Source organism: Vibrio galatheae, assembly GCF_000967545.1.
Lineage (GTDB): Bacteria > Pseudomonadota > Gammaproteobacteria > Enterobacterales > Vibrionaceae > Vibrio > Vibrio galatheae.
This window is the reverse complement of record NZ_JXXV01000028.1, coordinates 115,640-127,999: the sequence shown is the minus strand read 5'-3', so window position 1 is coordinate 127,999 and position 12,360 is coordinate 115,640. Positions and strand designations below refer to the sequence as shown.

At 47.2% G+C, this 12,360-nt stretch carries 12 protein-coding genes; 5 read left to right on the top strand and 7 right to left on the bottom strand.

The window, feature by feature from the left end:
• Positions 1 to 275: 275 nt before the first annotated feature.
• Genes TW81_RS16070 through gcl form a run of 3 tightly spaced genes read right to left on the bottom strand, consistent with a single transcriptional unit; the run spans position 276 to position 3,794 of the window.
• Entirely contained in the window at positions 276 to 1,172 is an 897-nt protein-coding gene (locus tag TW81_RS16070) for a 2-hydroxy-3-oxopropionate reductase (RefSeq protein ID WP_045956748.1), read from the bottom strand.
• A 51-nt stretch (positions 1,173 to 1,223) separates the two neighbouring features.
• Positions 1,224 to 2,000, bottom strand: coding sequence for a hydroxypyruvate isomerase (hyi, locus tag TW81_RS16065; protein ID WP_045956747.1), 777 nt, complete (start codon positions 1,998 to 2,000; stop codon positions 1,224 to 1,226).
• An 18-nt stretch (positions 2,001 to 2,018) separates the two neighbouring features.
• Positions 2,019 to 3,794: a glyoxylate carboligase gene (gcl, locus tag TW81_RS16060; protein ID WP_045956746.1), complete on the bottom strand. Its 1,776-nt coding sequence runs from the start codon at positions 3,792 to 3,794 to the stop codon at positions 2,019 to 2,021.
• A gap of 313 nt (positions 3,795 to 4,107) precedes the next feature.
• Here gcl and aceB point away from each other — a divergent pair, with 313 nt between their 5' ends.
• On the top strand, positions 4,108 to 5,736 hold the full coding sequence (aceB, locus tag TW81_RS16055) for a malate synthase A (RefSeq protein ID WP_045956745.1): 1,629 nt from the start codon (positions 4,108 to 4,110) through the stop codon (positions 5,734 to 5,736).
• A 101-nt stretch (positions 5,737 to 5,837) separates the two neighbouring features.
• A complete protein-coding gene (locus tag TW81_RS16050; protein WP_045956744.1) occupies positions 5,838 to 6,272 on the top strand; it encodes a GlcG/HbpS family heme-binding protein in 435 nt (144 codons plus the stop codon).
• Between the two features lie 92 nt (positions 6,273 to 6,364).
• Here TW81_RS16050 and TW81_RS16045 read toward each other — a convergent pair whose 3' ends face one another.
• The gene (locus TW81_RS16045; protein WP_045956743.1) at positions 6,365 to 6,847 is read right to left on the bottom strand and encodes a MarR family winged helix-turn-helix transcriptional regulator; all 483 of its coding nucleotides are present in this window, start codon (positions 6,845 to 6,847) and stop codon (positions 6,365 to 6,367) included.
• 119 nt (positions 6,848 to 6,966) lie between these two features.
• Between TW81_RS16045 and TW81_RS16040 the strand changes: the two genes are divergently transcribed.
• Positions 6,967 to 7,863, top strand: a complete 897-nt coding sequence (locus TW81_RS16040; protein WP_045956742.1) for a DMT family transporter — start codon at positions 6,967 to 6,969, stop codon at positions 7,861 to 7,863.
• Between the two features lie 72 nt (positions 7,864 to 7,935).
• Here TW81_RS16040 and TW81_RS16035 read toward each other — a convergent pair whose 3' ends face one another.
• The gene (locus TW81_RS16035) at positions 7,936 to 9,354 is read right to left on the bottom strand and encodes an MFS transporter (protein ID WP_045956741.1); all 1,419 of its coding nucleotides are present in this window, start codon (positions 9,352 to 9,354) and stop codon (positions 7,936 to 7,938) included.
• Between the two features lie 87 nt (positions 9,355 to 9,441).
• On the opposite strand from TW81_RS16035, the gene TW81_RS16030 reads away from it, so the two are divergent.
• Positions 9,442 to 9,912, top strand: coding sequence for an Rrf2 family transcriptional regulator (locus tag TW81_RS16030; RefSeq protein WP_045956740.1), 471 nt, complete (start codon positions 9,442 to 9,444; stop codon positions 9,910 to 9,912).
• 70 nt (positions 9,913 to 9,982) lie between these two features.
• Positions 9,983 to 10,681 (top strand): class I SAM-dependent methyltransferase, encoded by a 699-nt coding sequence (locus tag TW81_RS16025; protein ID WP_045956739.1) that lies wholly within the window; start codon positions 9,983 to 9,985, stop codon positions 10,679 to 10,681.
• A 119-nt stretch (positions 10,682 to 10,800) separates the two neighbouring features.
• Here TW81_RS16025 and TW81_RS16020 read toward each other — a convergent pair whose 3' ends face one another.
• Both TW81_RS16020 and TW81_RS16015 read right to left on the bottom strand, forming a co-directional pair.
• The gene (locus tag TW81_RS16020; RefSeq protein ID WP_045956738.1) at positions 10,801 to 11,394 is read right to left on the bottom strand and encodes an NADPH-dependent FMN reductase; all 594 of its coding nucleotides are present in this window, start codon (positions 11,392 to 11,394) and stop codon (positions 10,801 to 10,803) included.
• A complete protein-coding gene (locus TW81_RS16015) occupies positions 11,391 to 12,305 on the bottom strand; it encodes an EamA family transporter (protein ID WP_045956875.1) in 915 nt (304 codons plus the stop codon). The genes TW81_RS16020 and TW81_RS16015 overlap by 4 nt, the downstream gene beginning before the upstream one ends.
• Positions 12,306 to 12,360: the final 55 nt, after the last annotated feature.

Sequence of the window (12,360 nt, the reverse complement as noted above, 5' to 3'; positions counted from 1 at the left end):
AAAAAATAAACAAAATACTGATACGCAATTTAGGGCTAAAAAGAAAAAATCCCGATGTAAGCACGCGAGGTGCCTGCTAAGACGAAGCTCGTAAGCTTCTACCTGTTGCCTTACAACGGGAACGCGCACAAAAGGAGACAAAAAACTACGCGATTTAAGCAATACCAATCTCACCAAACTCCCCCACTAAGGTTGGTTGATGGAATTGGTATGTATTTGGGACGGCTTGGGAGAGGAGTCCTCACCATCCCAGACGGAAACGAGAGGCCGTCGCCTTAATCTCGAATCGAGTGACCAGATCGCTTCTCAATCGCTTTGATCAGCGCTGAGTGATCCCAATCTTTGCCACCCAATGCGGCACAATCTTCAAATAGCTCTTGCGCCGTTTGTGTGTTCGGTAACGCAACATCTAGCTCTCTCGCACCTGAAAGCGCTAAATCGAGATCTTTCTGATGCAATGAAATTCTGAAACCGGGATCGAATGTGCCTTCAATCATACGCTCGCCGTGTACCTCTAGAATTTTTGAACTGGCAAAACCACCTAGCAAGGCTTGGCGTACCCGCGCCGGATCAGCTCCCGCCTTAGACGCAAAGACCAATGCCTCGGAAACGGCTTCGATGTTGAGCGCCACAATGATCTGGTTCGCCACTTTACATGTTTGTCCTGCGCCATTGTCGCCAACCAAGGTAATGTTTTTACCCATCACTTCAAACAGTGGACGAGCTTTATCAAATGCCTGTTGTGAACCACCAACCATAATGCTTAACGTCGCGTTAACCGCCCCGACTTCACCACCGGATACAGGCGCATCGAGATATTGCGCACCACTTTCATTAATGCGGGCAGCAATCGCTTTGGTTGCCATTGGCGAAATAGAACTCATGTCGATCACAAGCTTACCTTGTGCGCCGCCAGCACTAAGACCAGCCTCAACACCTTTGTCACCAAATAGCACATCTTCTACCTGTGGTGTGTTTGGCACCATCAAAATCACGGCGTCGGCGGCACGAGTGGCTTCTTCAGGTGAATGGCAGACCATAGCGCCAGCATCAACCAGATCTTTTGGCGCTGGATTAAAGTGATCAGACAGGACGATTTGATAACCCGCTTTTTGCAAGTTCGCTGCCATTGGGCGACCCATGATTCCTGTGCCGATAAATGCAATTTTCATATTCTGTTCTCCGTAACGTTTACCCACCGCTATGATGGGTATCAACCGCGCTTAGCGGTATAGGTTGATCCAATCTAAGCCTTCGGTGGTGGTGGTTTTCGGTTTGTACTCACAGCCGACCCAGCCTTGGTATCCAAGCTGATCAAGATGTTTCAAGACGAATGGATAGTTAATCTCACCGGTTCCCGGCTCATGTCGTCCAGGATTGTCCGCCAATTGAACGTGAGCGATTTGTTCGATATTGGCACTCATGGTAGGAGTTAAATCCCCTTCCATGATTTGCATATGGTAGATGTCATATTGGATGAATAGGTTGTCGCTGCCGACGTCCTTAATCACCGCTTTCGCCTGCTCTGTCGTATTAAGGAAAAAGCCCGGAATATCGCGTGTGTTGATCGCTTCAATTACCAAACGAATCCCTGCTTCTTTGAGCGCCTGTGCGGCATAACGCAAGTTGATCACAAACGCCGCATGCGCATCATGCTGAGTTACCCCCTGTGGAACGATGCCCGCAAGACAGTTGATTTGGGTGTTACCCAATACTTTGGCGTATTCAATCGCCTTGGCGACGCCTGCCTGAAACTCTTCAATTCGCTTGGGGTCCACCGCGATACCGCGCTCGCCCGCCTCCCAATCGCCGGCCGGAAGGTTGAACAACACTTGGGTAAGTTGGTACTCATCAAGCTTCTCCTTGATTTGCGCGGCTTCTAGCGCATACGGGAATAGATATTCCACGCCGCTAAAGCCTGCTTTTGCCGCGGCTTCAAAGCGGTCTTCAAAGTCCAGTTCGGTAAACAACATGGATAAATTTGCTGCAAACTTTGCCATTTTGATTTCCTTATTCTGTTAACGGTTGTGAATCAATGCAGTAGGTGCGTCATCGGCATGTTCCGCCAGAGATTCAAACTCGTTGATTGAATCAATCTCTACCCCCATGGCGATGTTCGTGACGCGCTCCAAAATGACTTCAACAACAACGGGCACTTTATGCTTGTTCATTAGCTCTTTGGCCTCTGCAAACGCCGCTGGCATCTGCTCGGGATCCGTGACTCGAATCGCCTTACAGCCTAAACCCTCAACAACGGTGACATGGTCAACACCGTAGCCGTTAAGCTCTGGTGCGTTTTGGTTTTCAAATGCCAACTGAACGCAGTAATCAATATCGAACTGACGCTGCGCTTGGCGGATCAAACCAAGGTAAGAGTTGTTTACCAACACATGGATGTACGGCAGATTAAATTGCGCGCCCACGGCCAATTCTTCGATCATAAATTGGAAGTCGTAATCACCAGAGATCGCCACAATATCGCGATTTGGATCGGCGGCGCGAACACCAAGTGCGGCTGGCGTCGTCCAACCAAGTGGGCCAGCCTGACCACAGTTGATCCAGTGGCGCGGTTTATACACGTGTAAGAACTGCGCCGCTGCGATTTGTGACAAGCCGATGGTGCTGACGTAACAAGTATCGCGACCAAATGCTTTGTTCATTTCTTCATAGACACGCATTGGCTTGATCGGCGCGTCGGTGTAGTGAGTTTTACGTAGCATGGTCGCTTTACGCTGCTGACATTCCCCCACCCAAGCACTGCGATTAGGTAGCTTACCTGCATCGCGCCATTCACGAGCGACTTCCACCAAGAGTTCAAGAGCCGCTTTGGCGTCGGAAACAATGCCCAAATCAGGACAGAACACACGACCGATTTGCGTTGGTTCTATGTCAACGTGAACAAACTTGCGTCCTTTGGTGTACACATCAAGCGAGCCTGTATGACGGTTAGCCCAGCGGTTACCAATACCAAACACAAAATCAGATTCTAGTAACGTGGCATTGCCGTAACGATGCGCAGTCTGTAGACCTACCATACCGGCCATCAATTCATGGTCATCGGCAATCGAGCCCCAACCCATCAAGGTTGGAATCACAGGGACCCCAGTAATTTCGGCAAACTGTTGCAGTAAAGCTTCAGCGCCAGCGTTGATAACCCCGCCACCAGACACTATCACTGGATTTGCCGAGTCACACATCATCTCAAGCGCTTTTTCGACTTGAGCGCGCGACGCTTTCGGTTGATAAGCCTCGAGTGGTTCGTAGGTATCAATATCAAACTCAATTTCAGTCAACTGCACATCAAGTGGCAGATCAATCAATACTGGGCCCGGACGACCCGAACGCATTAGGTGGAACGCATGCTGAAATGCACGTGGCACCTGAGCTGGCTCTAACACGGTTGTTGCCCATTTAGTGACAGGTTTGGCGATGGATTCAATGTCTACCGCTTGGAAATCTTCCTTGTGTAGACGTGCTCGTGGCGCTTGCCCGGTAATACAAAGAATGGGAATGGAATCCGCAGACGCCGAATAGAGGCCGGTGATCATATCTGTTCCCGCGGGGCCTGACGTGCCGATACACACACCAATGTTCCCTTGCTCAGTACGGGTGTAACCTTCAGCCATATGCGAGGCACCCTCGACATGACGTGCAAGTACATGATCAATCCCACCCAGTTTTTTCATTGCTGCGTACATTGGGTTAATCGCTGCGCCAGGAACACCGAAGGCAATGTTGACACCTTCTTTTTTCAATACCTCTACCGCTGCTTCAATTGCCTTCATCTTTGCCATGCGAACCTCCATTTAGATTGTATACAATTAAAAGATACTTTGTGTACTATGAATCATATTTAGAATTTGGCAACCCCTAAATGCAACATTTTTTCAACATAGAGCTATTGCTCGAAGCGATCACTTACCCCTTAAAGCCTAGAAACCATTGCTTTACATAAAATATCTTTACATAAAAATAAATTCATTTCGGCACAAATGAAAAATAATTGTTAAATACTCTTTGATTGTTTACATAAATTAAAATATAAGTATTCGTGAAATATGATTTTTGTACACAAAATCAAAAGGTATTGTTTAAAGGAGACGAACAATGAATATCAACGACGTAGCAGAAAGAGAAGAAACCGCCTGTCTGCGAGTAATCGGCAGTATGGACAACCCTGAGTACCCAGAGATTCTCAATCACGAGGCTCTGTCTTTCTTATCCAAACTGGTCGAAAAATTCGCCCCACGCCGAGATGCGCTACTTGCCGCGCGAGAAGAACAACAGCAACGATTTGACGCTGGCGAGTTACCCAACTTCAGAACAGATACCCAAGCGATCCGTGAAAATAAAAGCTGGAAAGTCGCTCCACCACCAGCGGAACTGCTTGATCGCCGAGTCGAAATTACCGGACCAATCGATCGAAAAATGGTGATCAACGCCCTGAATTCCGGCGCAAAAGTGTTTATGTGCTGCTTTGAAGATGCTTCGTCTCCCACTTGGGAGAATATGGTTCAAGGCCAAATCAATTTGCGCGATGCCAACGCTGGCACGATTAGCTATCACGATGAAGCAAAAAACAAACATTACCAGCTCAGTGATAATCCAGCCCTACTGATTGCCCGCCCACGAGGCCTGCACCTGCCGGAGCAATCAATTCAATTCGCCAATAAGCCAATTCCTGGCTGTTTGATGGACTTTGCGCTTTACTTCTACCACAACTATCTGACGCGCGCGCAACAAGGGCTGGGCGTTTACTACTACATTCCCAAGCTCGAAAGTATGGAAGAGTCACAATGGTGGGATGACGTTTTCTCTTTTACCGAAGAGTACTTTGGCGTAGAGCGCGGTACCATTCGCGCGACCGTACTGATCGAAACCTTGCCGGCTGTATTCCAAATGGATGAAATGCTTTACGCGATGCGCGATCATATTGTTGCCATGAACTGTGGCCGTTGGGACTACATATTCAGCTACATTAAAACACTTAAAAATCACACCGATCGTATCCTTCCAGACCGCCATGTGGTGGGAATGGATAAAGAGTTTCTCAATGCCTACAGCCAATTGTTAGTGCGTACTTGCCATCAACGTGGCGCTTTAGCCATGGGAGGTATGTCAGCCTTCATTCCCGCTAAAGATCCTGCTGAAATGGAGCGAGTCACCGCCAAGGTTATCGAAGACAAAGAGCGTGAGTCACGTAACGGCCATGACGGCACTTGGGTTGCGCACCCTGCTCTGGTTGACTTAGCCATGTCGGTATTTGAAAAAAATCTTGCTGGCAAACCGAATCAACTTGATTTCGTCAGTCCAACTCATGAAATCGGCGCCGATCTGTTGCTTAAACCATGCGAAGGTTCGCGTGACGAAGCTGGCGTGCGTAAGAACATTCGCATTGCGCTTTACTACATTGAGGCTTGGATTCAAGGCCAAGGCTGCGTGCCTATTTATGGCCTGATGGAAGATGCCGCTACGGCTGAAATTTCACGAGCCAACATCTGGCAATGGATTCATCACGCCGTTGAACTGGATGATGGCCAAATCTTTACCAAAGAGCTGTTCTACAAATGGCTGTATCAAGAGCTCAATACTATCAAACAGGAAGTGGGCAATGCTCGATTTGCAGCAGGCCGCTTTGAACAAACCGCTGACCTTTTCTTCGAGCTGTCAACGGCAAAAGAGTTTGCCACCTTCCTGACCTTACCAAGCTACCAGCTTCTCAACGGGGCTGCGTAATACCAACCAAGTACACGCTACCAAGCGAATGAATGCCAACTAAGCAATTATTCGCTTGGTGTTACGTGGACTAGGAAGGTAGAACATTAACAGGAGATAACATGGGAAGTTTAACTCTAGAGCAAGCACTCTCCGTCATTGACGGGACCTTTCAGGCAGGTTTCAACAACAAAAGCGCACCGCTTACGGTGGCCGTTCTCGACAGTGGGGGAAAACTCATCTCACTGCAACGCCAAGATGGCTCAAGCATGATGCGACCAGATATCGCAATTGCAAAGGCTTGGGGAGCACTCGCGCTCGGCTGTTCCTCACGCAAACTCGCTCAAGATGCAGACAACCGCCCTGCGTTTATCTCCGCCGTTAATGTACTCGCACACGGCAATATGGTGCCCGTTCCGGGTGGGCTACTGATTCGCGATGCAGAGAAAAACATTCTCGGCGCCGTCGGAGTCAGCGGCGATTTGTCGGATATTGATGAATCTTGTGCGCTCGGCGGCATCGACTACGCACAGCTCTACAGCGATGAGGCGATGTAACGGCTAAGTTTAGCAATAATTGAAAACGCCCTCAGTGTGATTAAGTGACATGAGGGCGTTTTTATTTGACGACTAAAATCGAGTGACCGTGGTTATTCGTATTGTGTCAGCCAACCTTTTAAGATGGTGTTGATCTGCTTCTTCTGGTTGGAGTTAATTCCCTTAACCAGCTTCTCCTGTACTGCAGCATGCTCTTCGATAATCTTATCGATTAGCACATAGCCATCTTGAGTCAATTCTACTGTCACACTGCGGCGATCTTCTTTGCTGTGTTCACGAACAATCAACCCCTTAGATTCAAGTTTATCTAAACGGTTGGTCATCGCACCGGATGTTAACATCATAGAGTCAATCAATTCAGAAGGGGTAAGACGAAACGGTTTACCGCTGCGACGTAATGTTGCCAGCACATCAAACTCGCCGAGTTTCAAATCATAACGCTTGTGCAGTTGAGCGACTTCTGTCTCCATATATTTAGCAATGCGCATCAATCGACCCATGATCGACATAGGCTCGGTTTCTAGATCCGGCTTTTCCTTAGCCCACTGCTCTACTACTCTGTCAATAGCGTCCATGAATATGTGTCTCCAGTAACAAAATGCCATTTGAAATACCTTAACATAAAGATACTTTACAAACAGCGTTTTTAGGCGTACATTCCTCACAAAAGTATCTTAACGTAAAGATAATTGTTATGAATATATTACTTGCCATGATTCCGGCGTTCTTTTGGGGAACGACCTATGCCGTTACGCAATATACGCTTGCGGACTGGCCACCTCTATTACTGGGTGCGATTCGCGCACTGCCAGCCGGTCTTTTGTTGTTGGCATTTAGACCAAGCTTGCCGAAAAAAGGCGATTGGCAAATCTTGTTCAGCCTAGGGCTTATTAACATCGCGACCTTCTTTGGTCTGATCTTTGTGATGGCGCTGACTTTGCCATCCGCTATCTCTGGAGTGGGTATGATCTCGGTGCCTGTTTTCGCCATGATCTACAACTGGCTTATCAATAAACACCGTCCGGGGCTGATCCAAGCGATATCTGGAGCAACCTTGATTATGCTTGCTTGGATGTTGTTTGACCCAAGTTCGATCAGTCTAAATCCTATTGGTTTAGGTGCGATGCTGGCCGCGATCATGTGTATTGTCGTCGGCAGTTCACTGACTAAGTCACTCGGTCACCGCATGCACTGGTGGACAGTACTCACCTGGCAGTTATTGTTAGGCGGTGTGATTCTCGCGATTGCCGCTGGTGTGCAGGGCGTTATGGAACCCGCTAAATACGCAGCAATTTTTGACAACTTCTCAATGACTAACCTATCTGGCCTGCTATGGGTGGTTGGATTAAATACCGCGCTCGGCTACGGCATGTATGTATGGCTGCTGCAACGTATGTCTGTGGTTGACTTCACCTTTGGCGGAATTGCCAACCCTATTGCGGGGATTGTGTCGGGTTTGGTACTGCTCGGTGAATCGTTCACGCCATTCCAGTACAGCTTGATGATCGGCATGATAGTGATGTCGTTACTGCCACAAGCGATCCTCGCACTACGCCAAAACAAGGCAGCGCCAGCAGAGTGTCAAAGTTAGCAGACCAACGATTTAGAACAAGGATTTAGAAATACCAAGCCGCGCATATTTGCGCGGCTTTTTGTTATCGCATCATTTAAGTTGAAAACGCATCCCTTGCTCGAGATACAAGTCATGCAGAGATTTTAAAGTAAACCCACTCAACAAAATCACACAAAACAGCAAGCTATTTTTCATAGCAACAAGAGCAGAATCAAACACATCAAGACTAATAAAGTAAATCTGCCCAATAAGTCCGATGCCAACCGCCATACCAACATGCTGTAGAGCTTGCATAGCGCCCGAAGCCGTTCCTGAATCACGACTATCGACGAGGCCCATGATCGTTTGGAATAAGGCAATAATGGCACTACCCATACCTAATCCGCCCAACAGAAAAGGCACCATTAGCCACTGAAAATCCTCACTTGAAGAGACATTACCAATGGAGAAATAAAGCAAAGTCCAGCTGATAGTGAGTACCAAACAGCCAGCGAAAATTCGATAGCGTTGCCACCTAGCTGAGCGCCCCTTTAGCAGCGCAGAAGCGATGAACACGCCGAGCGGAAAGGCAAAGGTGACACCCCCAGACTCAAAAGGAGTAAACAGCAAGTGGCTTTGCAAATAGTTGGTTAATACAAAAAATAATCCAGGTGTTGATGTACCAAACAGCATCAAGAAAAAGATTTGTCTGATAAACGCTCGGTTTTGGTAAAGACCTTTAGAGATTAGCGTCGGACGGCCCCTTTTTAGCGAGCTTTTTAACCAAGTATTGAGCAAGATAAAACTCGGCACGGACATAACCAAGAGGACAACCAACCAAGCAGGCCAGTTCAAGCTATAGCCTTCGATCATCGGGACGATGAAAAGCACGCTGATTAAGACAACCAGCCCATTGCCGACCCAATCAATACGCGGTTTATCAGCAACCACTTCGTTAGTTAAAGTATGTTTAACACCAAAATACGCAACGGCTCCAATCGGAATATTGATCAAAAATACCCACCGCCAGTCCAACTCAAACAGGTCTAAGGTTATCAATCCTCCCCCAACAACTGGACCAAGAATAGACGCAAGGCTACTTACCATGCCGATATAACCGAACATTCGCACTTTTTCTTGATCGGGAAACAAAGTCACTGCGATGGCCAGTACCTGAGGCACCATTAATGCACTGGCAATGCCCTGAGCAAGCCGGCTGAACACAAGCGTCTCGATATTCGGTGACATAGAGCAGAGTAACGACGTGACGATAAATGCGATGAGACCAAGTTGAAATAACCTCACTTTGCCGTACATATCACCAAGCTTGCCAAAGGGTAACAGACACGCAGCAAAGCCAGTTAAATAGATCACCGACACCCACTGTGCCTGAGAAGGGCTGATATCCATATCGAGATAAATTCTCGGAATCGCGACATTAACGATGGTCACATCAAGAATGTTGAGAAAGTTAGCGAGTAATAAATACAACAGTGCCTGCCATCTGTTTGCTGGGAATGATTGAGTCATCTTTACACCATATGTAACTTTAAAAGTATCGTGAAATTCATTCTAGTTTCATGTATCTTTTAAAGCAACATGAATATGGAGTTTGATATGCGTACCGATTCTAGACTCTCGCGCGTTATTCACGCACTGCTACACATGCAAGACAGTAAAAAGCCACTCACATCGGATCTATTGGCGAAGATGCTCAATACCAATCCGGCGGTTGTCAGACGAACCATGGCAGGCCTAAGAGACAAAGGCTATGTGCTATCAACCAAAGGTCATAATGGTGGCTGGGAATTAGCCGTACCCACAGATCAGATCACTCTACTTGGTCTGTATGAGGCATTGGGGATGCCGCGCTTATTTGCTATTGCACCTGAAACCGAAAAAGCCACCTGTCTGGTTCAACAAATTGCCGATGAAACATTGATGAGTGCACTTGAACGTTCGCGAGCAACCTTTCTTAGCCAACTTGAAGCAGTATCTCTCGCCGATCTTGATCAGCAATTTAGACAGCGTTTAGCGCAAGTTAAAGAATGTGATAGACACGCCCCTTTAGACACAAATGAAAGTTAGTGCTCACAAACACTGAATAGCTGAAATGTAAAAGCCAATTTCAAACACTCACTAAAGGAATCATGGGAATATGAACCAAGAAGAGCTTAAAGCTGTTTTTGATAATCAAGCGTCTGGCTATGAGGCGCAACAGCAAAAACTGGCCCCAATACACCAAGGTCTATATTTTCAACTGGAATGGATTTTGTCCGAGTTACCTCAGAATGCTCATGTCGTCTGTGTTGGATTAGGCGCAGGAGCGGAGCTTTCCTATTTGGCTAGTCGCTTTCCACACTGGAGATTTACTGCAGTAGAGCCATCAGGTGCCATGCTCGATGTATGCCGAGCTAGAGCGCAAAAAGAAGGTTTTGTATCGCGTTGTGAATTCCATCAAGGATACTTAGAGTCGCTCCCTCAAACTGAACGTTATGATGCCGCGACCTGTTTTATGGTCTCGCAATTTTTTGTGGATAGAACGGAGCGCAGTGAGTTCTTTGCCCAGATTGCCGAGCGATTAAAATCAAACGGACTGTTAGTGAGCGCCGATCTCTCATCAGACATGGATTCATCGGAATATCGGGCGTTGCTAAACGTTTGGGTTAACATGCTACATGAAGGAAAGCGGCCTAAGGATGCGGTCGAAAAAACCCATTCATCATGGAAGAAAGACGTAGCTATATTGCCTCCCGAGGAGGTGAAAACCATTATTAGCAAGGGTGAGTTTGAAGCTGTCACTCAATTTTACCAAGCTGGGTTAGTTCATGCTTGGTTCGCGCGCAAATCAAAGTAAGTCGGTGTAATGCAACTGTGAATACAACGATTTGTATTGCAAAACCTATTCAGCAAGCACCAAGTGCTGAATAGGTTGTTACAGGTTTCACCAAGCACAGTGCTTTACACTGTAAAACTCTACATTCCGTAGCGAAATTCTTTGCCAGCAGAAACCATATCGCGGTGGACAGGAGCCAATGCGCGTGCGTAACTCGCCAGTAGTCCTAGGGTATATTGGCTGCGCTGATGCATTTTTTCATCCGTCAGTTGGTTGTTCTGCGTGAGCAAAGTTTCCACATTACGGAACATCAAGTGATCAGGGATAAAGCAAGCATGGTTATTTTTACTTCCTGTCATACGCAGCTCACTGATTGGGTAAACACCATTTATACTCGCAGAAACACTGACCAATAAAACGGGTTTATGGGCCAGCTCTTCGTCTGTAGTCAGCAGTAGAAAGTTCTTTAATGCTGGCGTAGCCATCCCGTGCCACTCAGGTGAAATGAGCACAACTGCGTCGGACTGTTGCAGAGTTTGAGCAATCGGTGTCCACTGTTGCCATTCTGCACTTTTTTGCCACACTCCTTCGTTCCATAGGGGCAAGTTAAGTTGATGTAAATCGAGAATCTCGATCTGCTCGAAGTGTGGTTTAGCGACAGATTGTAAATAACGCGCCACATTGAGGCTTTGTGAGTTCGCACGTTGGCTGCCTGAGACAATAGTGATGTTCATAATACCTTCCTTCTCATTGACGAAATAGTGAGTTTAAATTTGTTATCCGCTGTAGGATTTACTGACGTAGATAGCCCAATGGCGAGCATTATTGATAACGCACCAAATAGCTGGGACAAGGTCATTGTTTGGTCTAGGATCACATATCCTAAAACACACGCAGAGACGCTGCTAAGAAAACCGAGAAATGAAACCAATACCGGCGGTAATTTTTCTATACCACGAAACCACAGCAAATAACCGACAATGGCTCCGACGGCACTAAGATAGAAATAGCCCAGGTAATTCTCTAACGTGAATTGGCTCGGGAGCCCCTCAATCAGCAAAGCAGTCGGCAATAGCATCACACCACCAAACAGCAGTTGCCAGCCTGTGAAACCAAGTAGAGTCATCCCCTTAGGTCTCCCCCATTTCTTAGTCAGTACCACACCGGATGCCATACTCAAGGTTCCGATCAGCGCCACCACGATTCCTTGGAGACTTAACTGCGCAGCACTATTTAGCACCAGAAGTGCAACACCTAACACTCCAAATCCACTGGCCACCAGTTGATTCAATGACAAACGACTCTTGAGCCATTTCCAGCTCAGTAGCATCACCACGATCGGCTGTACTGACATCACCATTGCAGCCATACCTCCGGGAAGAGACGTTGCTGCAAAAAACAGGCAGCAAAAAAACAAACCGATATTGAGAAAACCAAGCAGAGCTAAGCGAAACCACCAATTCCCCTGCGGCATCACTTGACTAAACATCACCAACAAGATACCAGCCGGGAGAGCGCGAATTGTCGAGGCGAGCAACGGACTCTCTGGGGGCAATAGCTCTGTAGTCACAATATACGTGCTTCCCCACACAATGGGTGCGATCGCGGTTAGCGCCAACGTTTTAATTTGATCCAATCCATTCATCATCTCGACTCCAAAACCTTTATAAAAAGTATCTTTCGCAAAAGATACTTTTTAT

Bases quoted from the DNA above. Each gene is read 5' to 3' on its own strand.
- aceB (WP_045956745.1), top strand. From the start codon at position 4,108: ATGAATATCAACGACGTAGCAGAAAGAGAAGAAACCGCCTGTCTGCGA.
- TW81_RS16040 (WP_045956742.1), top strand. From the start codon at position 6,967: ATGAATATATTACTTGCCATGATTCCGGCGTTCTTTTGGGGAACGACC.
- hyi (WP_045956747.1), bottom strand. From the start codon at position 2,000: ATGGCAAAGTTTGCAGCAAATTTATCCATGTTGTTTACCGAACTGGAC.
- TW81_RS16070 (WP_045956748.1), bottom strand. From the start codon at position 1,172: ATGAAAATTGCATTTATCGGCACAGGAATCATGGGTCGCCCAATGGCA.
- TW81_RS16030 (WP_045956740.1), top strand. From the start codon at position 9,442: ATGCGTACCGATTCTAGACTCTCGCGCGTTATTCACGCACTGCTACAC.
- TW81_RS16020 (WP_045956738.1), bottom strand. From the start codon at position 11,394: ATGAACATCACTATTGTCTCAGGCAGCCAACGTGCGAACTCACAAAGC.
- TW81_RS16035 (WP_045956741.1), bottom strand. From the start codon at position 9,354: ATGACTCAATCATTCCCAGCAAACAGATGGCAGGCACTGTTGTATTTA.
- TW81_RS16025 (WP_045956739.1), top strand. From the start codon at position 9,983: ATGAACCAAGAAGAGCTTAAAGCTGTTTTTGATAATCAAGCGTCTGGC.
- TW81_RS16045 (WP_045956743.1), bottom strand. From the start codon at position 6,847: ATGGACGCTATTGACAGAGTAGTAGAGCAGTGGGCTAAGGAAAAGCCG.
- TW81_RS16050 (WP_045956744.1), top strand. From the start codon at position 5,838: ATGGGAAGTTTAACTCTAGAGCAAGCACTCTCCGTCATTGACGGGACC.
- gcl (WP_045956746.1), bottom strand. From the start codon at position 3,794: ATGGCAAAGATGAAGGCAATTGAAGCAGCGGTAGAGGTATTGAAAAAA.
- TW81_RS16015 (WP_045956875.1), bottom strand. From the start codon at position 12,305: ATGAATGGATTGGATCAAATTAAAACGTTGGCGCTAACCGCGATCGCA.